General features: G+C 34.2%; 18 protein-coding genes. 4 read left to right on the forward strand and 14 right to left on the reverse strand.

Annotated elements, in window-relative coordinates:
* Positions 1-151: 151 nt before the first annotated feature.
* The 3 genes from treR to treP all read right to left on the reverse strand — a co-directional run bounded on the left by treR (position 152) and on the right by treP (position 4,396).
* A complete protein-coding gene (treR, locus tag V1503_RS01995) occupies positions 152-868 on the reverse strand; it encodes a trehalose operon repressor (RefSeq protein ID WP_410624410.1) in 717 nt (238 codons plus the stop codon).
* Positions 869-894: 26 nt separating this feature from the next.
* Positions 895-2,580: an alpha,alpha-phosphotrehalase gene (treC, locus tag V1503_RS02000; protein ID WP_410624412.1), complete on the reverse strand. Its 1,686-nt coding sequence runs from the start codon at positions 2,578-2,580 to the stop codon at positions 895-897.
* A gap of 409 nt (positions 2,581-2,989) precedes the next feature.
* Entirely contained in the window at positions 2,990-4,396 is a 1,407-nt protein-coding gene (gene treP, locus V1503_RS02005; RefSeq protein WP_410624414.1) for a PTS system trehalose-specific EIIBC component, read from the reverse strand.
* Between the two features lie 398 nt (positions 4,397-4,794).
* Between treP and V1503_RS02010 the strand changes: the two genes are divergently transcribed.
* Both V1503_RS02010 and V1503_RS02015 read left to right on the forward strand, forming a co-directional pair.
* A complete protein-coding gene (locus V1503_RS02010; protein WP_410624416.1) occupies positions 4,795-5,571 on the forward strand; it encodes a DeoR/GlpR family DNA-binding transcription regulator in 777 nt (258 codons plus the stop codon).
* Positions 5,572-6,085: 514 nt separating this feature from the next.
* Entirely contained in the window at positions 6,086-6,955 is an 870-nt protein-coding gene (locus V1503_RS02015; protein ID WP_410624418.1) for a Cof-type HAD-IIB family hydrolase, read from the forward strand.
* Between the two features lie 67 nt (positions 6,956-7,022).
* Here the strand turns inward: V1503_RS02015 and V1503_RS02020 are convergent, their stop codons facing one another.
* The 6 genes from V1503_RS02020 to V1503_RS02045 form a co-directional block, all read right to left on the reverse strand.
* Positions 7,023-8,009, reverse strand: a complete 987-nt coding sequence (locus tag V1503_RS02020) for an alpha/beta fold hydrolase (RefSeq protein WP_410624420.1) — start codon at positions 8,007-8,009, stop codon at positions 7,023-7,025.
* Positions 8,010-8,694: 685 nt separating this feature from the next.
* On the reverse strand, positions 8,695-10,482 hold the full coding sequence (locus V1503_RS02025; protein ID WP_410624422.1) for a S9 family peptidase: 1,788 nt from the start codon (positions 10,480-10,482) through the stop codon (positions 8,695-8,697).
* A 388-nt stretch (positions 10,483-10,870) separates the two neighbouring features.
* Positions 10,871-11,350, reverse strand: coding sequence for a 6-carboxytetrahydropterin synthase QueD (queD, locus tag V1503_RS02030; RefSeq protein WP_214481924.1), 480 nt, complete (start codon positions 11,348-11,350; stop codon positions 10,871-10,873).
* Positions 11,351-11,587: 237 nt separating this feature from the next.
* Positions 11,588-11,863: an HU family DNA-binding protein gene (locus tag V1503_RS02035; RefSeq protein ID WP_410624424.1), complete on the reverse strand. Its 276-nt coding sequence runs from the start codon at positions 11,861-11,863 to the stop codon at positions 11,588-11,590.
* A gap of 103 nt (positions 11,864-11,966) precedes the next feature.
* The gene (locus tag V1503_RS02040; protein ID WP_410624426.1) at positions 11,967-13,151 is read right to left on the reverse strand and encodes an acyl-CoA dehydrogenase family protein; all 1,185 of its coding nucleotides are present in this window, start codon (positions 13,149-13,151) and stop codon (positions 11,967-11,969) included.
* A 478-nt stretch (positions 13,152-13,629) separates the two neighbouring features.
* Complete coding sequence (locus V1503_RS02045) at positions 13,630-14,424, reverse strand: DUF3298 and DUF4163 domain-containing protein (protein ID WP_410624428.1); 795 nt, start codon at positions 14,422-14,424, stop codon at positions 13,630-13,632.
* 167 nt (positions 14,425-14,591) lie between these two features.
* Here V1503_RS02045 and V1503_RS02050 point away from each other — a divergent pair, with 167 nt between their 5' ends.
* The gene (locus V1503_RS02050) at positions 14,592-14,723 is read left to right on the forward strand and encodes a hypothetical protein (protein ID WP_410624430.1); all 132 of its coding nucleotides are present in this window, start codon (positions 14,592-14,594) and stop codon (positions 14,721-14,723) included.
* A 304-nt stretch (positions 14,724-15,027) separates the two neighbouring features.
* On the opposite strand, the gene V1503_RS02055 is transcribed toward V1503_RS02050, so the two are convergent.
* Entirely contained in the window at positions 15,028-15,867 is an 840-nt protein-coding gene (locus V1503_RS02055) for an alpha/beta fold hydrolase (protein WP_410624432.1), read from the reverse strand.
* 513 nt (positions 15,868-16,380) lie between these two features.
* Between V1503_RS02055 and V1503_RS02060 the strand changes: the two genes are divergently transcribed.
* Positions 16,381-16,641, forward strand: coding sequence for a phospholipase (locus tag V1503_RS02060; protein WP_214482197.1), 261 nt, complete (start codon positions 16,381-16,383; stop codon positions 16,639-16,641).
* Between the two features lie 230 nt (positions 16,642-16,871).
* On the opposite strand, the gene V1503_RS02065 is transcribed toward V1503_RS02060, so the two are convergent.
* The 4 genes from V1503_RS02065 to V1503_RS02080 all read right to left on the reverse strand — a co-directional run bounded on the left by V1503_RS02065 (position 16,872) and on the right by V1503_RS02080 (position 22,151).
* Complete coding sequence (locus V1503_RS02065) at positions 16,872-18,473, reverse strand: glycoside hydrolase family 43 protein (RefSeq protein WP_410624434.1); 1,602 nt, start codon at positions 18,471-18,473, stop codon at positions 16,872-16,874.
* A 27-nt stretch (positions 18,474-18,500) separates the two neighbouring features.
* Positions 18,501-19,526, reverse strand: coding sequence for a Gfo/Idh/MocA family protein (locus tag V1503_RS02070; RefSeq protein ID WP_410624436.1), 1,026 nt, complete (start codon positions 19,524-19,526; stop codon positions 18,501-18,503).
* 151 nt (positions 19,527-19,677) lie between these two features.
* On the reverse strand, positions 19,678-20,463 hold the full coding sequence (locus tag V1503_RS02075) for a DsrE/DsrF/DrsH-like family protein (RefSeq protein ID WP_410624438.1): 786 nt from the start codon (positions 20,461-20,463) through the stop codon (positions 19,678-19,680).
* Positions 20,409-22,151 carry a CoA-disulfide reductase gene (locus V1503_RS02080; RefSeq protein ID WP_410624440.1) on the reverse strand — a complete coding sequence of 581 codons (1,743 nt, stop codon included), beginning with the start codon at positions 22,149-22,151 and terminating at the stop codon, positions 20,409-20,411. Before V1503_RS02080 ends, V1503_RS02075 begins: the two co-directional genes overlap by 55 nt.
* Positions 22,152-22,474 lie beyond the last annotated feature (323 nt).

Genomic DNA, 22,474 nt, shown 5'->3' on the forward strand with positions numbered 1-22,474 from the left:
AGTACAATTTTCACAATAATTAAGTGAGCAGTTTTTCTTCACAAAAAGAAAAGGCATGAGGTCGGTATACCGCTCATGCCTAGATAACACCTAAATACTGAGTCTAACTCGATCAGAACTACAATGAATGGGACTCATAAAAAGAACTTTCTTATTGACCTCTTCTAGCAAAATCTACAAATTTGAACTTATCCATTCGATGTCTAGATTCTGTATATTGAAATAACTTAGCATCATCTAAATATACATAATTTTTGACTACAACAATGTGTCGATCACCATTTAAATCTAAGTGATGCTTATCTTCCTCCGTTGCCTCTTCAACTGTAATTTCTTTCTTTGCAAAGCTTATTTTGTAATTCAATTCTTTCTCTAAATATTCATAGATAGAATTCTTACAAATTTGCTTCGTTAATGTCGGTACGATTTTCTGAATAAAATAATCTTTATCCAAAATAATTTTCTCTTCATTGATTTCCCTAACTCGCACGACTTCCCATACTTTTTCAGTTGATGATATATTCAAATGATCTTGAATATAAAGGTTAGGTTCACTTAAAACGACCTCATGAACATGTGTTGCTAATCGCCCTTCCATCTTTTGAGCAATTTCTTTAAAGCTTACTAGCTCTGATACCGGGAATTGAAGCTTTCGTAAATCCAACACGATAGACCCTTTACCCTTCACCTTTTGAATATAGCCGTTTAACGATAGCAAATTCAAGGCTTTTCTAATCGTTTCTCTTGATGTATCATAATTTTTTGCTAAATCATGTTCAGATGGTAATTTTGTATTCGGTTCTATTTCTCCACGTTGAATCTTTCCTGTAATATCGTTATATATTGCATTATATTTGTTTTGTCTCATATTAAATCACCAAATTTATTGTATCATCATTTTGTCAAGTGATAAATAATCGATTCATACGGCCTTAGTTCGATATTATTAATGTTCATTGGTGAACCATCATAATTTGATAATAATATACTGTTAGAATAACCATTTATTTCGACCGTTTCAGGTAAAAGAAAAGTAACTTCTTTAGCATAAAAATTATTTATCACTAACAATTTTTCATTCTTAAAACTTCTCACATACGCGAAAATATGCGGATGATCTTCTAAAATTAGTTGAAAATCCCCATATGTGATGATGTCATACTTTTTCCTTAATGAAATTAGTTTTTTATAATGATAGAAGACAGAATTGTTATCATGTAGAGCTTGAACTGCATTTATATGTTTATAATTAGCAGAAACATTAATCCAAGGTTTTCCTTCTGAAAAGCCAGCATTTTTGCTATTCTCCCATTGTATAGGTGTTCTTGAGTTATCTCTAGATTTTTGTTTTAAAATGTTGATTATTTCGTTCTCTTTCATTCCTTCCTTCTTTTTAATCTCGTACATATTCAACGACTCTACGTCACGGTAATCCTCTATGCGATCAAAGTTAGGATTTGTCATTCCAATTTCTTCTCCTTGATATATATAAGGTGTCCCTTGCATCATATGAATCGTTGTTGCTAGCATTTTAGCAGATTCCTTATGGTACCTTTGATCATTACCAAATCTTGATACAATTCTTGGCTGGTCATGATTACACCAAAACAAAGCATTCCAGCCACCACCTTTGATCATTTCACTCTGCCATGTGGACAAAATTTGTTTTAGTCGCAAAAAGTCAAAATTTGCAACCTCCCATTTCTCTCCATTTGGATAATCAACCTTTAAATGATGAAAATTAAAGGTCATATCAAGCTCATGTCTTTTTGGATTTGTATATTTAATACAGTGGTCAATCGTTGTTGATGACATCTCGCCGACTGTCATACTATCGTACTTTGAAAACACTTGTCTATTCATCTCATGTATAAACTCATGAACACGTGGACCATCGGTATAAAACTTCCTTCCGTCCCCTGTAGCACCTGATCTGGTTATGTCATCATTAGGAAATTGCTGATCTTTAGAAATAAGATTAATGACATCTAAACGAAAGCCGTCAACTCCTTTTTTAAACCAAAAATGCATCATCTCATATACATGTTCGCGAACTTGTTCATTTTCCCAGTTTAAATCTGCTTGTGTAATGTCGAACAAGTGTAAATAGTATTGACCTGTTTGATCATCAAGTTCCCAGGCTGAGTTTCCAAACTTGGATTGCCAATTATTTGGTTCCTTTCCCATATCATCATGCCATATATAAAAATCACGATATTTATTTTTCATACTTTCACGTGACTGTTTAAACCAAGTATGCTCAATCGATGTATGATTTACAACAATATCCATAATAACCTTCATATTTTTTTTGTGTGCTTCAGTTAATAATAAGTCAAAGTCAGCCATCGTTCCATATTCCTCATGAATACTAAAATAATCACTAATATCATAACCATTATCTCGCTGTGGGGATTTGTATATAGGTGTTAGCCATATAATGTCTACACCAAGTTCAGTTAAATAATCAAGCTTAGAAATGATTCCCTGTAAATCACCTACACCGTTTCCAGTTGTATCTTTGAAGCTTTTTGGATAAATTTGATATACTACAGATCTCTTCCACCAAGGGTCTTTCATTTTGTTACCACCTATCCTTTTGTTGAGTAATCTTGGATGCATTAATCATTCCAATAAAAGTACAGAAATTATCGATTGTATTGATGACCATTTCATCGTTTCATTTACCTACTAATTCCTAGTCATACGTATCCTGAACCTTATAATTACTTATATTCTCTTTATAAAATCTACCACTGAGCTCAATAACTACACAAAATGAGCATCGCAGAAAAAGCTTTGCTTTTTCTGCGCTCAATCATCGTTTAGGATAAATTCACTAAAAAGAATATTTTAGTAAACACGGCTATATCAAATGAAGTTAAAAAATGAGTTATAAGGATTTTATATCCGACCTGTAACCTTTCAATCAAGTGGAAGATCGACGCCGTCTATTTTAAACAATCTCATGTGTACTTGAACATCTTAATTAGCTTTTCTTTAGTTTACCGTATACTATTGTTAATACAAACGGGACTACTAATACGATTGCCATACCTATAAAAAATGATATCCACTTATCAGGTACAATTGATAAAAATCCTGGAAGACCTCCTACACCTATAGAGAAAGCTTGAACAGCATTTATTGTAATAAATAAACCTGCTATTGCTGAACCAAGTATTGCAAAAAGAAACGGGTATTTAAACCGAATATTAACACCAAACATAGCTGGTTCTGTAATTCCTAAAAATGCTGAGATCCCTGATGTAAGTGATAACCCTTTTAGTTTTTCATCTTTTGATACTACCATCATAGCAAACGCTGCAGACCCTTGAGCAATATTCGATAAAGCAAGAATTGGCCATAAGAATGTTCCACCAGTACTACCTATCAGTTGTATATCTACTGCTAAGAAAGTATGGTGCATCCCTGTTACTACTAGTAATGCGTAAAGTCCACCGTATAATAATCCACCTAATGCTGCAAATTTATCAAAAACCAATACTAACCCATCTGTAATACCATTCCCAATTGCGAAAGTAATTGGACCAATAATAATAAATGATAAAAACCCTGTGACTAATAAAGTAATTGGTGCAACTAATAAAAGTTTGAAAGCATCCGCAATCCTCTTATTTAAAAACAGCTCAATCTTGGCTAATACAAATGATGCTATTAATACAGGTAACACTTGACCCTGATATCCTATTTTTGCTACGTCTAAACCGAATAAATTCCAGTAAGGAACTTCGTTATTTGCTAACGCATCTCCATAAGCCCATGCATTAAGTAAACCGGGATGAACAAGCATTAGGCCGAGCACTATACCGAGTAACGGACTTCCACCAAAACGTTTTACAGCTGACCAACCAATTAGACCAGGTAAAAAAACGAACGCAGTATTAGCAATTAAATTTATAATATCAGCAATATCTTTCCATTGTGTATGAACGTCTATTAAAGATTTCTCATCATAAAAAATACCTGGACCAGTTAGAATATTATTAATCCCCATTAATAACCCCGCGGTAACGATGGCAGGTAAAATAGGTATGAAAATATCTGCTAACATTTTAATCATTCGCTGAATTGGGTTTAATTTCTTTTCGGCAACTGTTTTAATCTCCTCTTTAGTTGAGCTACCTATTTCGGCCATTTCTACGAGTTGTTTATATATTTTATCTACTAAACCTTGACCGATAACAACTTGGAATTGACCATTCGCAAGAAAAGTACCTTTTACAATTTCTATTTTTTCTAAAGCTTCCTTATCTACGATATCATCATCTCTTAACGCAAACCTTAATCTTGTAACACAATGTGTTGCTGCCTCAATGTTTTCTTTCCCACCTATTGCATTAATAATTTGCTCAACTTGTTGTTTTTCCCCCATCATCTCACCCTCCTGATATCGCTTACATATTAAGTAAACTTGTATATACAAATTACACTTAAAGTATAAACCTGTATATACAAGTAGTCAATGATAATTTTTCATATGCTAATTAAGTATTATTACCTTAATATTAGGCTCTTTCCTCAACTTTGTTGTGATAGTTCCTAAAATTGACAATAAAAACAGCATTTTACTCACCAATCATCGTTTTATAGAAGAAAAAAGCCCCGAAACCTAGTTGTATACGCGTTTATTTCCTAGTAGGAAAAACTACATTTCATACGAAAATAACTCAATATTACTTATTAATAATTACTAAAGCTTATAAACACTTGATTATTTTATTATTTTTACTTATAATCACTTATAACAACTGTATAAAAGGATGTGATATTTTGTTCCAAGAGGAAAGAATGCTTGCCATTCTTAATTACTTAAAAATCCATAAAAAGATAAGCGTTGATGAAATTTGTCAACAATATAATGTTTCACGTGATACTGCTCGGCGTGACCTTGTCAAGCTTGAAGAAAAGCAAGCTATCTTGCGCACAAGAGGTGGAGCAATTCTACCAACTTTAAATAATGAAATTAAAAGTTATAAAGACAGACTACATCTCCTTTCTAAAGAGAAAGAAGCAATTGGTAGAGTTGCAGCCACGCTAGTAAATGATGGCGATATTATTATTATGGATGAATCTACAACCGTCCAAGCTTGTGCAGAGTTTCTTCAAGCTACAGATTGTACAGTAGTAACAAATTCAATTAGTCATTCTTTAATATTGTCCAATAACCCTGGAGCAGACATATACTTGCTAGGTGGTCAATTAAATAAAGAACACCGCTTTCTCTATGGTTCATCCACTGTAGAAAAGCTTTCACACTACAACGTTGACAAAGCATTTATTGGTGTTACTGGCATATCAAATCGCGGTCTAACCATTGCGCATGAAGAGGATGGATTTGTAAAAAAGAAAATGATTGAGCAAGCAACTGAAGTAATCGTTTTAGCTGATTCAACCAAATTTCATACACAGGCTTTTTTTACATTTGCAGCATTATCACAAATTGATGTGATCATTACTGATCAACAAATTGATGAATCACTCATGAAAGTTCTGGATGACTATGATGTTGAAGTATTAGTTGCCTCTTCACAAATGTTAAATTTATAAGGCTCTTTTCGTATCTGTGTTGCTTTATCACCTACTTTTGAGTAACTGATGAGTAATATATCATTTTTATAATAGTTAGCGAAGAAAAGAGCTACGACCGTGTTGTGTACGTGTTTTCTTCTTAATACTAAAAACAACTATTATTGCTAAGCCATTTATAAGGCTCTTTTCTTATACTTTGTTGTTATTTTTGCAAAATTATTATAAAAAAAATTTAATACGCTCGACATTGTTTTTCGGAAGAAAAGATGCACGAACACAAGTTGTGTCTGTGTTTACTTCTTCACACGAACAAAAACTATCATTGCGAACAACCCTTTATAAGGCTCTTTTCTTATACTTTGTTGTTTTTGTCACCAAATTATATAGTAAGAAAGGATTTAATACGTTTGACATCTTTTATCGGAGAAAAGATACCACGTAATTTAGTCGTATACGTTTTAAATTTTTTGTACGAAAGACAACATTTTATACAATAACAGCCATTCATATAGAATCTAGGAGGAAAAGGTTCATGAAATTACTTGCAATAGATCTTGATGGCACCCTACTAAATCATAAGAAGAATATTAGTAAAGTAAACTTAGCTGCAATTAAAGACGCTCAGGACAATGGTGTAGAAGTTATCATTGCAACAGGAAGAGCATATTTTGATGCCGTTAAAATATGTAGAGAAGCTGGGTTATCAACAAAGATCATTAGTTCAAATGGGGCGATGATTCATACAGAAAAAGGTGAATTACTGCATTCATTTGCTATGGAAAATAATGTAGTTGAACGAAGTATCAAGTTTCTAGAAGACACCGAACTCTATTACGAGGTTACAACAGATAACGGAATATATACTCCACATCGTTGTCGTGATGTTTTGGCTATCGAGGTAGACCGTTTAACAAGTGCAAACCCAGAAATAAGTAAAGAAAAACTTCTTGCCGATACGCAAAAACAATTTACTCAAACAGGCTTTACATTTGTTAATCACTATCAAGATATTCTTCATACAAATGAAGCAGTTTATAACATCCTTGCTTTTTCCTTAGATGAGGAAAAGCGACAACAAGGATGGGCTTATTTCACAGAACAAGAAAACCTCACTGTTGTTTCATCAGCAGATAATAATTTTGAACTTCAACATCATGAAGCATCTAAAGGAAATGCTGTACAGCTTGTGGCAAATATGCTAAACATTCCACTTAGCGAAACAGTAGCAATTGGAGATAGCCATAACGATTTGTCGATGCTTAAAAAGGTTGGGTATAGTGTTGCAATGGGAAACGCAAAACAAGAGATTAAAGATATTTGTCATATGACGACATTACTTAATGATGAGCATGGTGTCGCACATGCCATTATTCATAAGATTAACGAAAAAATATCATTATAAATACAGCTTAGAACAACTGACCGGCGTAACCATAGGGCGTCACGGTCAGTTGTTTTCGTTATCACTATTATTTTGTTGCTTGCATACACACTTCGTAAAATTTATCTGGCTCTTCAAAATTGGGTGAATGAGCTGATTTTTCAAACCACACGAGTTCTTTTTTTGGCGCTTTTAAATGCTCATAATATTCTTCAGCAAGCTCAAACGGTGTAGTGTAGTCATAACGTCCAACACAAATATACACTGGTACTTTCATTTCATCCACTTCGCTTAGTAAATCCATCGCCATCAGCTCATCCCATAGCTTACTGTTGGAAAAAGAAAATTTATTATATCTCATAAAGCGTAGCCAATCTACAATAGAATATTCTCTATAAGATGCCGATTTACGCATGGACTTCATCATGGTAGATCCATGAACAGCACCACCAAATTTATCTAACCACTTTCTCTGAATAACGATGTCAGTAAATTTATCATATGGTGGATATCCAATTTTTTCTAACTGCTTCTGTGCCTTGCTATTCTTTGTTCTATGAGCCTTCTCAAGTGTAAAACGATAAGAGATTTCTTCATTTTTCACCATATTCACAAATTGACCAACACCGATATATGCATGTATTAGCTCAGGGTGCTTCTTGACAAATAACGATCCTAATAGACTTCCCCAGGAATGCCCGACTAAGTATAATTTCTGTTGATTAAATCTCTGAATAAGTAATACTACTAACTCGTGTACATCTGAGAGGAATTGGCTAATATTTAAACTGTCAATTTGAATTTCTTTTGAGTAAGATTTTCCTGCACCCCTTTGATCCCAGTTCACGACTACAAAATCTTCCTCTAGCTTTTGCTGAAGCTTTGGAGCATACCCTATTTGAGCAGCACCAGGTCCCCCGTGTAAAAAAAGTATTAGCGGTTTATGTTTATTTTTTCCCCTTATAAGAATGCATTGTTCGACTCCACCGATTCTAATCATTTCTAACGAAGCAATACTATCTTGAATAATTTGTTTGTTAGCATCAATAAAATTTGGCGTTTTTGCTTTTAACATTTTAATTTATCCTCCCTTACGCTACATAGTTAGGTATTGTACATAAATGTCTTTGACTATTATCTTTAAAGAATATGCTAAATAATTCCAAAGATAAACTAGCTTAGGAATGAGTTTGATTCATCCTATAGCCTGATTAGCAATTAACTAAAAGATATATAGTTTTTTCTAGAAGAAATATAGCTATTGTAATTGTTCAAATTGGTGAATGTGGAAACACTACACTAATTTATGATGCAGCCTAGCTCTAGAGGACATTAGTAGAATAGTGAGGTTTACATAATAAAAAGCTGATCAATAGAAATAATATTTAAAATCAAATATGAAAATACTGAGCTATAATACGAGTTTTAAAGCTAGATGGAGAGATACTTATTTTTGATAAGTTCGCTCCAAAGGGAAAGAAACTTTCTATATTAAAACAAATACTTAGACACTTTATACAAAGGTTAGGTACTGACATTGGAAGGGACTTTAACAAGTTATACGACAACACATTGAAATTCATCGCAAGAAGTTATATATATATCAAAAAAGATGTGAAGAAAAGTGTAGTTTGTGAAAAATTAAAATCCTACTCATTTTGTTTTTTCACAAAATAAGTAGGATTTTGGTTTGTTTGACTTAAGTCCGTTTCTATACCGTAGAACTTAATTCCATAATGGTATGAAGGATTATGCTATCCTTACATATGTTTGTTAAAGAACTCACTTACAGCTCTGTACACCTTAAGCTCATTTTCCTTTTTAGAAAAACCGTGCCCTTCATCTTCTAAAACAATATACTCGACTTCTCGCCCTTTCTCCTGTAATGCTTGAACAATTTTATCTGACTCAGCTTTAACAACACGAGGATCATTTGCGCCTTGTATGACGAGCATAGGTTTTGTCATATTTTCTAAATATGTGATCGGTGAATACTCAATTAATTTCTCTTTATCTTTTTCAGGGTCTCCTACCCACTGGTTCATAACAGGTTTCCAATGTTCTGGTACCGAATTAATGAAGGAAAACAGATCACTAGGTCCAAAAATGTCTACAACAGCTTTGAAGTATTCTGGATGTCTACCATGGAGGAGCAACGACATGTACCCTCCAAAGCTTCCACCCATAAGAAAGATTTTATCTCTTTCAGCATAGCCATTATTTATGAGAAACTCTATGCCTTCGACATTATCAAGCCGCGGTCCATGCCCCCAGTCACCTTCAACCATTTTGGTAAATTGCAAACCATAACCAGTTGATCCTCTGAAGTTTGGAGCAAATATACTAAACCCTTCATTAATAATATATTGAAACACACCTCTAAAGAATTTTCGTTCTGCAGCTTGTGGTCCTCCATGTGGCCAAAAAACTACGTGACCATTACTGTTTTCAGGCTTTGCTTTGAAAAAGAGTGATTCAATTTCCAGACCATCAAATGATTTATATTTCAGTACTAGAGGATCAACTAGCTGTTCCTCGTCTACACCTAACACTCGGTTATTAGTCAATGATACCCATTCGTTTGTACCAGTCTCTTTTACATATATATTCCAAGGCTTTGTCGCAGCTGTACCTAACAAATAAATATTACCTTTTTCTGAAACTGATAGCTGTTCGACCTTTCCAACAGGAAGTTGTATTTCTTTTAATTGACTTGACTTAAGATCGTATACATATAAATGGTCTTCAACACCTTTTTCACTCACTACATATAATTGCTTTTGACTGTCATTATATTTAATAGTGTTAAAGCTTTCATCTTGTAAAGAAACCACCTTACTAAATTTTCGATTTACGATATCAAATTTTGCTATATATGAAAAATCTTCATTGTAATCAGTAAGGAAAAAGAGCTCTGAATCAGATACATAAACTACATCGTTGACCGTATGTTGATTCTCAGAATCTGGTGTTAATGAAAATAGTTCTTCATCTGTTTTTACATATGCTAACGTATGTGTATTTGAGAAATGCTTAATTAAAACCATATTTTCTTCATTTGGACTAATACCAGCTAAATATGTAGCCGCTCCATCTCCGTCTACTACTACCTTTTCTTCTCCTGAATCCATTTGATAACAGTACCCTTTTAAGTATGTTGGGTCATCCTTCGTAGAAGAATAATATAGTCTTTTCCCATCTTCTGACAGAATAGGGTTGATGTGTTGGTGCCCCTCTGCCGTTCTTAGGGGATTTAAGTGTCCACCATGAGGAGGAATCATATATAGTTGAGTATTTTCGTCCCCTTCATGATCAAATGCTGCAATAACAAACTTCCCAGCTTTGTCGTAACGAAGGTCGTGACAACTTTGATCATTAAATGTAAGCGGATAAGGAAACTGGTTAGGTAAATCCATTCCCCACAAATTGAATTTCCCACTAATGTTCGTGCTAAAAATAAGCTGACTTTCATCATTATTCACGACAAAATTTTGAATTCTGTACGCACGTAAAAACTGTTCGACATCAGGTTTCTTAAATGTTAGCATATTAATCTCCCCTTTAATAAATGTATACACATCTACTATTATAAATCTTAATAATCACACTGTCTTATAATAGAGGTTGGATTTTATCTCCGTCTAGAGAATGATTTTGAGTATAGCTTACAGTATTTTATGAATATGATCATTTATTCATCCTGAGATTCGTTCTATTGATATGGTAAGAGTCATATCCCTCACCTATTAAGTTACAGGCTCATCAAGAAAATCAACATAAAAGTTTCATAACACTACTCTTAATCAATTTACAAAATTAGAATGGAGATGATATATAAGAGTTTTATAAAATGCTTTCGCGTACGGGGGTTCATTTATACAGTGTAGGAGATCATGTTACTTAGCTAGATTACTTGAATTCACATTAATAAGTACATTAATGCCTATCTTCCATCCACTCTCTTTTCGCTTCAGCAAAGCACGTAGGAGTTTCATATAAGCGAACAAACTCAACCCTAGCACCTTTCAATTTATCTTTTCTCATTTCAATTGACTCATGCATTTGCTCAAAAATCCATACAACCATGTTTTCTGCTGTCGTATTCATAGGGGGCAACATTTCATTTATATAACGGTGATCTAGGAAAACTTCAATGTTATTTGTCCATATATCTTTGATTTCTCCAAAATCTATTACTAATCCTATGTCATTAACGAAACCACTTATACCAAAAACAACTTTGTATGTGTGACCGTGCAAATTTTTACACTTTCCATCATAACAATGTAAATGGTGTGCAGCATCAAACGTAAATTCTTTGCTTACTAATACACGTTTTGTATGATATTTTAGTTGACTTCTATGAATATCCTTATCAATTTTTTGAAGTTTATTAACAATATTAAATCCATACATGCTGTAAAAATCCCTTCTGATTGCATTTATTATTTACCTCTTAAATGTTAACAAATTTTTAAATTTGCATGAATGGACAAATTGTGAACGATAAACTTAACAACCACGAGCTGCAATTACTATAGCGATTCATTATATTGCTCATAAACAATTATTATTCTTATCATTCATTCACTATTTCTATCAAAAAAAGATACGTCATCTAAAAAAAGATGACGTATCTCTATGAGATCATTATTAGTTATTAACAGCTTCTTTTAATGCTTTACCTGCAACAAATGCTGGTACTTTACTTGCAGAAATTTGAATCTCTTCACCTGTTTGGGGGTTACGCCCTTTTCTTGCAGCACGTTCACGTACCACAAAATTACCAAAACCAATTAGTTGGACCTTTTCTCCTTTAGTCAATGGCTCCTGAATTGCGTACAATACAGCTTCTACTGCCTTCGCAGCATCTTTTTTGCTTAACTCCGCCTTCTCTGCTACTACATTTACTAATTCTGATTTATTCATAATCTTTCAATCTCCCTTAGTTTAATTTTTTTCACTAACATATTGCCCTAGCTTAAGGGAAAATATACGTGGTTATATAAAAACTTCCATAAACCTGTTGAATTTATTCTTTCTTTGTTGATTGTATATTCGATTCTTTATTCGTTATCTCTGAAAATGCATGCTGTGCAAGGGTTCCAATTACAGCATCATCCATTGGTGGATTATGAAGTCCTGCTCGAACATTACGATAATATCTCTCGAGTGGTCGGTCGTTAAACAAGCTTTGGGCACCTAAAATACGCATTGCCTTATCTACTACAGAGATTGCACTATTCGTCACCACATGTTTTACTGCACCTAATTCAGGAATAAGCAATTGTTTATGTTGAGATGTACCGTATCGTTCTGCAACTGAATACATAAAATGGCGTGCTTGCATAAGTTCTAGCTCCATTTCCCCTGTCATTCTTTGGATGTTTGGTAGTTCACTAATTGGTCCACTTATACTACTAGGTGAATATGTATGAGCAAAATGCAAGGCATAATTACGTGCCGCTATAGCTATACCCATATAACAGGCAGGAATATGAAGTAACCATCCATTTGCTAATCCTTTTCTTTCCCTCGTATTCCTTTCAACTAAAAATTTTTCTTCTACCTCAACTTGGTCTAAAACAAGATCATGGCTGCCAGTTCCACGCATAGACATCGTATCCCATGCTTCCTCAATTCGAAGTCCAGTTGAGTCACGTGGTATTAAAAATTCACATAATTGATCATCAACAGCTGCACTAACAAGAAAGAAATCCAATGTAGGAGCCATCGTAGTAAAGGTTTTTCGTCCATTAATAATCCAATTTGAGTTCTTTTTTTTAGCATAAGTTTGTGGTTTACCACCCCGTGTAGGACTTCCAGTTTGCCGTTCAGTTGCAGCTCTATTAATCAGCTTTCCTTTTTTCACTTGATCACAAAGATAGGTTAACATATTATGCCCCCATCTACTTTTTTCAGTTATATCCATGACGCAACCTATATGCCAACCAATTGAGAGTGCTGTAGCTCCATCGCCTTGTGCGAGCCTTTCCTGTAGCAAAACAAGCTCATACAATGAGATATTTTGCCCCCCAAATTGTTTAGGAATCGTTAATGATGTATATCCAGCTTCCTTTAGTTGTTCAATATTGTTAAATGGAAATGTTCCATGAATATCATAATGTTTCTCACGTTTTGCAAATTCGTCTGCAAGCTTGCCCACCTTGTTATACCACTCTTGTTGAAAGGGAGTTTTCACAAAATCTAATCCCATGTTTTTTCACCTCAAAGATTTTTTTATCTTTTCGTACATTTTGTTACAACTTTTGCTTAAGGCTCTTATCGTAAACTTTTGTTGCTATTATAACGAAATTTGTAACAAAAAAAGTAGCTTTATATGTTAGCCACCATATTAGACAAGAAAAGACGCCAAAAACTATAGTTGTGTACGTACTTATTTCCTAATAAGTCAAACACCAATCAATGCGATAGCAACCTTGTTTATTTCATACTAATATAAGAGGTTTTATGCAAACATTATCGTTTTATAGAAAAAACACGTCAAAACTCTATGTTCAGTTTGTTTCTTAATATGATAACATCAATTAATGTAAAAGCAGCCTTTAGAATAGTTTATCAAATATAACCTTATTCTGACGGATAACCTTTTTTCAGTTCAAGTAAAAAAGCCTCTTTTCCATAAGGCATTTAAGAGGCTTTTACGACTGTACATATTAATATATGTGATTGTTTTATTTTTTGGTACTAATTATACTTTTACCGATAGGTGTTAAGTCATTTTCGAAATCCTTAAGAGGTATTTCAAAACTTGGCAAACCTGATGAATATGATGATAATTCGTAGGCTTTAAATTGAACGACAATCGCATTGTCCTTAATAAAATAATTAAAGTTTACGTCAAGACGATCTACTGTAACTAGTGCATCTTCAAAATAACCTTCAGGTTGTTTAGAGATTTCTTCTTTAATCTTATTGTTTATTTCTTTTTGAAAATGAAAGTCTGATTTAAATAAGTCACTCACATAGATCACTTCACCTGTTTCTAAATTAAAGTTATATCCAACAATTTCTGTATTTGAGTGTGCTCCTCCAGTATATTGTGTGTATGTGACTGGTATACTGACAATCTTATCATTATTAAACGTCACTTCATAAGTTACATCACCACTAAAGCCAAATGACACTTCACCGTTAAGGTCTAAATACGTTTGGGCAAATTGATTACGCAGTCTATTTTTAAAGTCTATGATTTCATAGTCCATTATCGTATTAATTCTTTGTAATGAAGAAGTATTACTTTCATTTTCAATTACTGGGATGTTAATCGTAAATGTTGAAGAAATTTCTTCTAAATTCTCGCTTGCTGTTTTATTAATAATTGCTAGATTGTTTTGATTCTTATCAGCTTTTACTAGTACTGATTCTTTTGCTTTTGCCTTTTCAGGTACTTGCATAAAGCCAGTCACTGTACCTCCTACAAGCAATGCAGACAATACAGTTGTTACTATTACTTTGTTTCGTTTCATGTTAAGTTCCCCTTTTCATTCTTTTCTCTATTTTTATCCTCCATTTCATTTTAATAGCAAAAGGGGAATGATTAGTTACAAACAAGTTACAATATTGTTTTTATAGGATCTTTTCGTGAACTTTGTTGTTATTATCACCAAATTTGTAATATAACAAGTGGCTTTGTATGTTAGTCATCGTGTTAAGAGTAGAAAAGATGCTACGAACGCTAGTTGTGTACCTACTTAAACATAATATTCTACCAGCTTATTTAGGTATATGTAGAGAACAGCCGGTAATAAAGGTTGATGTTCGATAAAGCTTTTAACCTTGATATACATTTTTTTGCCCCCGTCGAGATTATAAGACGGAGGCAAAAATGATTGTTAATACAATTATGTCTTTGTATGATGATAAGTTAAAAACATGATAAGTTCTCTCCCTTATAAAAGTCATCACAATAAAAACCTCATTTTCATAACAATCCAGTGACTTTCCTTCCAAAAGACTGTTTTCGCATTAATTGAACCTAATAATCCTTAAGAAAAATTAATTAAAGCTCCTATTTATTTATAAATTGAATATATTAAAGATAAATATACACAATTCGCACTAAATACAATTTATGAAAAAAATTCACGGGTGATTTCTATCATTTTTTCTGGGCACTCTACAACAGTCCAATGACCACAATTATCGATTTCTACTATTCTGGCATGAGGGATAGATTTTATCAACAAGTCTTCAATTAGAGTTGGTGTTAAAATATCATGACTACCTTGGGCTACTAGAATTGGTATATTTGACAGCAAATCTAACTTTGGTGATAAGTCAAAGTTGCTTAGTATATCCTTTCCTATCATTTCATTAACTACATGATTATTAATGATTTCTTCTTTACGGTTTAAGGCTTCTGTATTATAAACATAATAAGGGTCTAAGATATTAAAAATTTGATCCAGAGCCGAATGATCAGTTTTTAATCTCACTTCTAATTTGGCCAATTTGTCTTTTGCCTCTTTGGACAGTTTTTTCTCTACTTCTCTTCCAAACGTTTTAAACCCTTCTTTTGTTACTCCGATTGCAGCAGTCAATAGTATTTTGTTTACTCTGTCAGGATATGTTGTTGCATATAATAATGCAAGCATTGATCCCCAAGACTCACCAAATAAGTTAAGCTTGTCATACCCTAATTTTTCACGTAGTAACTCTAGTGTGTTTACTTCATCTGCCATAGAATAATTATGTTGTTTAGATCCTTCTGATTTACCACAACCTCTTTGATCGTACAATATTAACTTAAAATCTTTCGCTAATGGGAGAATATGTGGTAAAAAGAAGCGATGTTCACTTCCAGGACCTCCGTGAAGAAAAACAATCGGCTCGCCTTCACCAACACAAGTCGTATAAAAATTACTCCCATTAATATTTATGTATTTTTCAGAATGTTTCAAATCCTTCACTTATTCCCCTCCTAAATATAGCTAACTCAAAATCAATATAAGGTTAAATTCTAGTTTTCTAATTACAAAATATCATAATTTCTTTAGAACCGCTCTCTTTTTCGCTTTATTCCATTTATGAGAGGCACGAACTTCGAATATTCGAACTTTCTATTTTGGTTTTGATAGCCCCCACCATTTATATACCTTTAACCTGTCCTCAGGCTATATTCTACAAAAGTTAATACATCTTTTTCACAAGGTTGTTTTCGTTTAAATTGATGCTTTCTTGATCATCTATTCATAGATCAATATAAGAACGTATAGTTAATTTCACTAAAAACTCTTCTTACACTACGCATTATAACTATTTGTAACTGTTGTGTAATTTACTAGGTGAAGAAACACTCACTATAACACTTCCATTCATATACTAATTATCAAAATATTCCTTTATTAACATAAGATATCCTTCTTCTGAACGGTTTAAAGATAAGTGGAAAAATTGTTGAAAGGGGGTTTACCACTGTGATTATGAGAAGGACGAGTTTGCGTCCGAGAAGGTGCCTTTTCCCCGGCTATAGATGGTGTGGCCCAGGCTGTAGTGGACCTGGTGCTCCAATCAATGATGTTGATGCAGCATGTAAGGCACATGACGAATGCTACCGTATATACGGCAGAACTTATGAATGTGATTTAATGTTTGTTCGCCAACTACGCCCGAAAGTTAATCCCTATACAGAAAAAGGACGTCATGCTCAACTGATGTATAACTTTATGAAGTCTCGATTGTAAAATTTCCACAACAAAAAAACTCTATCGTTTTGCTACTGACGATGTCTATGAAGTAGCTTGAATGGCGGTTTAACATACAGCGAACAACTATTTATCTCGTTTAAAAGTACCTACCTAAGAATTGAAGAAAATTAACAGATATAAAAGGGCTGCTTCTATTCAGATTCAGCCCTAATCATCGTACATGTTTACATTTTTTATGTCCGGCTCACACCAAAACTATTATCAGCTTAATCATGTTCAATATACTTAAAATAATCAAAATCGGCATGCTTCTGTTGACCAGTCAAGTCTTGTACTGCCATGCCAATAAACGCCCCTGTGAAAGCTAATTCAGTAGCGGAACCATCTTCATAATTAGTGATGTAATCATCAGAAAGAATACTAGCATCCAATTCAGGACCGATTTTTTCCCATCGGACACTATCTTCCGAATAATAGAATTGTAGATTTTGGTGATCGACAGTTATTTTAAAAAATATGTTAGCCGACTCTCCAACTGAAACCTTCTGAAAACTCAGTTCATTATATCTACCCTTATCACTGCTAATCAAGCCGATATGCTTACCTAATTCTTCATCATGACTTATATATAAGTAATAGTGATTATTCGTATTATAGTAGTACACTAACCCAGCCATTTGTTGAAAATTTGTCGGGTCAAATTGCACGGCTGTCTCCGCTTCAAACGTAAATGCTTGCTGCCTTCTAGCAAGTAGACTTTGTTTATGAAGTGAGTTCAGCGACTCTCTGCCTGTCATTCTTAAATAGCCTGGTCTTGTCGTCAATGAAACCCACTCCTCACTTGCAAAATCGCGCAATGCACTAAGATGGATATTCATTTGGTCTTTATTAAAGTGATCGATTTCACATTCTTCTTCCAAGTAGTGTTCAGATAATTGCGGGGCAATGACCTCAACTTTTGGGTTATTCCCTTCTTGAAGCCTTAACCAGCCATCGTCAGTCCAATACACCTTCTGTATCGCTGTCTCACGTCCTAATATACACCTCATTTGTGGCTTAAGAGGACGACTACATAAATGGACGATATACCATTCATTTGATTGGGTCTTCACTAGACTGGCATGTCCGGCTTTCTGCAATAGTAAGTCAGCATGATTCATTGACGTTAACATAGGATTTAATGGATCAACTACATACTCCCCTAGTAAAGATTTCGAACGAGCAATAGTAACAGCATGCTCGTACCCTGTTCCACCTTCAGCTACCATTAAATAATAATCATCATCTTTTTTATACAGATGAGGGGCTTCAGTGCAACCAAGTTCTGTTCCTTTAAAGATTTGACTGGTTGGACCTATTAGCCTTTGCTCTTCTTCTGAATACTGTTGCATAACGATTCCATGAAAAGGATTTTTGTCCTGTCGATGATCCCACACCATATTTAGTAGCCATTTCTTTCCGTCATCATCATGAAACAATGATGGGTCGAACCCACTACTATTCAAATAAACGGGCTCTGACCATGGACCCATAATGTCCTTTGCAGTAATGAGGTAATTATGTGTATCTTTATATGCCCCAGTTAAGCTTTTTACGTTTGTGTATACAAGATAAAATATGCCGTTTGCATAACTAAGGCAAGGGGCCCATACGCCACCCGAATCGGGATTTCCAATCATGTTCAATTGACTTTTGCGTGTTAAAGGATGAGTCAACAAGCTCCAATTTTTTAAATCCTTTGAATGATGTATTTGCACACCGGGTGTCCATTCAAATGTAGATGTAGCTATGTAATAATCCTCACCAACTCTTAAAATAGAAGGATCTGGATTAAAACCTTTTAAAATGGGGTTTGTAATCATTGACATCAATTTTTCCCTCCTATATTGTCATGGTCAAACCATAACAACTGTACGTGTCTCTGCTGATTTAACCATGGCCATAATAACTTTCAAAGAAGCTAACCCATCTTCTCCGGTAACTAATGGCTGCCTTTGGTGAATAATACTATCTACAAAGTTATCAATAACACCGCTGTTTGTATCATGATGATTTGCATCATATTGATAAGTTTGTTTTTTTCCATCAATTGTAGTTATTTCAATATCAAATTGAGGGTTGTGATTTATTTTTATGCAGCCTTTTTCAAGATGAATAATTGTACTATCATCCCCATCACCATAATAAGTCCAAGAAAAAGAAGCTGTTCCAAGAGCACCCTTTTTAGTTTTAAGAATTCCAACGATGTTATCACAAACTTCAATTGGACTTCCCTCTTCGTTCTTTTTATGAAGTGCTCCTTGAAAGGAACTTACTTCTTCGATGTCATCATTTAATAAATAACGTAAAAGATCAACCTTATGTATACCTAGATCCCCTGCTACACCAATAAATGATCTCTCTTTCTTAAAAAACCATGTTGCATTACTTTTTGTTACACCCCAATGCTCAGGGCCTTTATGACCAAAGCTTGTCTTAAATGTTAAAACTTTCCCTAAAATACCACTATGTATAAGTTCTTTAGCTTTTTTGTGAGCTTTCGTAAACCTCTGGTTTTGAGCTATCATAAGAATTTTACCTGACTCTTTTGCGGTTTTTATCATTTTTTCTGCATCACTGATTGTGTTTGCAATTGGTTTTTCACATAACACATGCTTATCATTAAGTAGTGCCTGTGTGGTTACTATATGATGAGACTCGTTAGAGGAACAATCACTAATTGCATGAATAGATGAGTCTTTAAACATTTGTTCCATCTCATCAACTACTTTTCCATTAAAGATACTGGCAAGTCTCTTAGCTCTATCTAGATTACGATCATAAAAAAACACATCTTTCACGTGTGGATGATTCGTGTACTCTGGAGCATGACGGAATTCTGTTATAGACCCACACCCAATTATTCCAACATTCATTTTCATATACAGTCACCTCGCAACAAATAAAATCATTCAATCCATAAACCGAAACCAATCTCATAACTAAAAGGGAAAAGTAACAACAATGATACTATTTTAACATATAAGAAACTGACCCCCGGTGTCGCAATAAAACACCTGAGGTCAGTCCCCATTATATAAATAAATTTATATTTGATTCTTCAGCTTTACCTAAATATGTTGCAACGCCACCGATTTGAATACCGTCAATAAGTTCTTCTTGATGAATACCCATAACATCCATACTCATAGAACATACAATCATGTCAACTCCTAACTCCATCGCTGTATGCATAAGCGTTTCTAAATTATCAATATTTTTATTTTCCATGACCCTTTGTATCAGTTTTACACCTAGGCCACCCATATTCATATTTGATATTGGTAATTTATTTGGTCCCGCAGGCATCATCGCTCCAAACATTTTACTCGTAAAATCTTTATCTTTTTTCTGTGATATCGTTTTTCTTAAGATATTGAGCCCCCAAAAGGTAAAGAACATCGTCACTTTTTTCCCCATCGCAACAGCTCCAGTCGCAATGATAAATGAAGCAATCGCTTTGTCATAGTCTTGATCAAAGACGATTAAAGTTACACCTTTTTCTTCTGAATGAACAGGAAACTCAGGTGTTGAACTCATGTCTGTATGACCTTTTCCTTTTTGGATGAAAACGGAGTATTCAGTATCGTTTTGTAATTTGGATAAAAAGGTGTTACCAGTTTTGTCACACCATTCCTCAATATCTCTAGAGAAGCCTGGATCTGTTACTTTGATTTCTAAAATTTCACCTGGATTCATCGTATCCATTCGTTTAAATACTTCAGTAATTGGGCCCGGGCATTGTAAACCTATACAATTAAGCTCTATTGTTGGTCTATCGTCTTTTTTTTTATCAAAATATGATCGTTGTCGGTACATACTTTGTCATTTTTCACATTGTTATTACTGCGTCCTTTTTTATCTCTTTCGTAATAACAGTATGTTTTATAGCCACCACTTAAATTGTATGCATCGAATCCATGTTGCTGTAGAATACGAGTCGCTAAATAACCACGTAACCCTACTTGACATGTGATATAAATTGGTTTATCTTTCGGTAATTCTGCTAATTGTTCTCGCAAGTCCCCCAGTGGAATGTTCGCGGAGCCTTCAATATCTCCAAGCTCCAATTCCATCGGTTCACGAACGTCAATTAAATACCCTCCGTCATTAATAATTTTATCTATTTGGTCAAAATGAACAACTTTCAACTCTTTATCTACTACATTAGTTGCTACATATCCTAACATATTGACTGGATCCTTGGCTGAAGAGTACGGAGGTGCATAAGCTAGCTCTAAATCTGGTAAATCATGAACATACAATCCACCTTTAATGGCTGTAGCAATTACGTCAATTCTTTTCTCAACTCCATTAATACCCACGCCTTGCACCCCAAATATTTTTCCACTGTTAGGATCAAAAGTCATTTTAAGTGAAACGGGACTTCCTCCCGGATAATAACTTGCATTAGAGTTTGGATGTACGTGCACAGCTTCGAAAGTAATGTTCAAATGTTTTAATGTTTTTGCATTATTTCCCGTTACTGCTACAGTTAAGTCAAACACTTTGGCAACTGCAGTTCCTAAAGTGCCTTTGTAAGCAACATTTAAACCATAAATATGATCAGCAGCTAAACGGCCTTGACGATTAGCAGGCCATGCTAGCGGAACCATTGTTGCTGTGCCTAATAAATAATCCTTCACTTCAATTGCATCACCAATTGCATATATATTTTTATCAGTTGTTTGAAGGTGCTCATTAACTACAATGCCACCGCGTTTTCCTACTTCTAATCCAGATTCAATGGCAAGTTCATTCTCTGCTTGAACACCAATTGATAAAATGGTAATATCACTTTCTATCTCTTTACCACTGTTCAACACAATTGTTTTACCATTATTTTTGAAAGCTTTAACTCCATCCTCCAAAATGAGATTTACATTCTTGTCACGTAAATGTTCATGAACAATCGCAGCCATCTCTGGATCAAGTGGCGCCATTACTTGTTTACCGAGTTCAACTACTGTCACTTCAATGCCACGATGATGAAGGCTTTCTGCCATCTCAAGCCCGATAAACCCACCACCAACGATAACCGCTTTTTTTGGTTGTTGCTGATCTACCCACGCTTTTATGCGATCGGTGTCTGGTACATTTCGTAAAGTGAACATGTTCCTCACTTGTTCAAGACCTTCAAATGAGGGAACTATTGGTCTTGCTCCTGGAGATAAGATCAGCTTGTCATATGTTTCTTGATACTTTTTACCAGTTTGTACTTGATGTACCGTTACAGTTTTTTCTTCACGGTTGATTTTTACCACTTCTGAAAAATTTCGAATATCTAGGTTAAACTTCTTACTCATCCCCTCAACCGTTTGAACGAGAAGACTGTCCCTCTGCGGAATCACTTCACTAATATGATAAGGTAAACCGCAGTTTGCGAAAGATATATATTCTCCACGTTCAAACATGATAATTTCTGCATTTTCATCTAATCTTCGTAACCTTGCTGCTGCTGTTGCTCCACCTGCAACTCCACCGACTATTACTATTTTCTTTTTCATTGTCATCCTCCTCAATTACCTATATGGGTATATAATTCATTAAAAAATATACTTGCTCAACATTTCACAAATAATTTGTTATTTAGTACACCTACATAATACTGTATACATAGTGTGATTGTCAATATACCCCTGTATGTATATTTTGTGACATCTTTTTTTACTTTGTTTTATTGTTAGTGTAGCAGTCAGTTTTGACAGAGTTTGGGTCAATAAATATTTTATGGGTCAAATTTCATATATTTATCGGTCAATTCTTAATCTTTATGGGTCAATTCCACACATTTATCGGTCAATTCTTAACCTTTATGGGTCAATTCCAC

This window comes from Nanhaiella sioensis, assembly GCF_046557775.1.
Taxonomy (GTDB): domain Bacteria; phylum Bacillota; class Bacilli; order Bacillales; family SM2101; genus Nanhaiella; species Nanhaiella sioensis.

Excerpts from the sequence above, each read along its gene's own strand:
- treR (WP_410624410.1), bottom strand. The coding sequence starts at position 868 with ATGAGACAAAACAAATATAATGCAATATATAACGATATTACAGGAAAG.
- treC (WP_410624412.1), bottom strand. The coding sequence starts at position 2,580 with ATGAAAGACCCTTGGTGGAAGAGATCTGTAGTATATCAAATTTATCCA.
- treP (WP_410624414.1), bottom strand. The coding sequence starts at position 4,396 with ATGGGGGAAAAACAACAAGTTGAGCAAATTATTAATGCAATAGGTGGG.
- V1503_RS02015 (WP_410624418.1), top strand. The coding sequence starts at position 6,086 with ATGAAATTACTTGCAATAGATCTTGATGGCACCCTACTAAATCATAAG.
- V1503_RS02020 (WP_410624420.1), bottom strand. The coding sequence starts at position 8,009 with ATGTTAAAAGCAAAAACGCCAAATTTTATTGATGCTAACAAACAAATT.
- V1503_RS02025 (WP_410624422.1), bottom strand. The coding sequence starts at position 10,482 with ATGCTAACATTTAAGAAACCTGATGTCGAACAGTTTTTACGTGCGTAC.
- queD (WP_214481924.1), bottom strand. The coding sequence starts at position 11,350 with ATGTATGGATTTAATATTGTTAATAAACTTCAAAAAATTGATAAGGAT.
- V1503_RS02035 (WP_410624424.1), bottom strand. The coding sequence starts at position 11,863 with ATGAATAAATCAGAATTAGTAAATGTAGTAGCAGAGAAGGCGGAGTTA.
- V1503_RS02040 (WP_410624426.1), bottom strand. The coding sequence starts at position 13,151 with ATGGGATTAGATTTTGTGAAAACTCCCTTTCAACAAGAGTGGTATAAC.
- V1503_RS02045 (WP_410624428.1), bottom strand. The coding sequence starts at position 14,424 with ATGAAACGAAACAAAGTAATAGTAACAACTGTATTGTCTGCATTGCTT.
- V1503_RS02050 (WP_410624430.1), top strand. The coding sequence starts at position 14,592 with ATGTTAGTCATCGTGTTAAGAGTAGAAAAGATGCTACGAACGCTAGTT.
- V1503_RS02060 (WP_214482197.1), top strand. The coding sequence starts at position 16,381 with ATGAGAAGGACGAGTTTGCGTCCGAGAAGGTGCCTTTTCCCCGGCTAT.
- V1503_RS02065 (WP_410624434.1), bottom strand. The coding sequence starts at position 18,473 with ATGTCAATGATTACAAACCCCATTTTAAAAGGTTTTAATCCAGATCCT.
- V1503_RS02070 (WP_410624436.1), bottom strand. The coding sequence starts at position 19,526 with ATGAAAATGAATGTTGGAATAATTGGGTGTGGGTCTATAACAGAATTC.
- V1503_RS02075 (WP_410624438.1), bottom strand. The coding sequence starts at position 20,463 with ATGTACCGACAACGATCATATTTTGATAAAAAAAAAGACGATAGACCA.
- V1503_RS02080 (WP_410624440.1), bottom strand. The coding sequence starts at position 22,151 with ATGAAAAAGAAAATAGTAATAGTCGGTGGAGTTGCAGGTGGAGCAACA.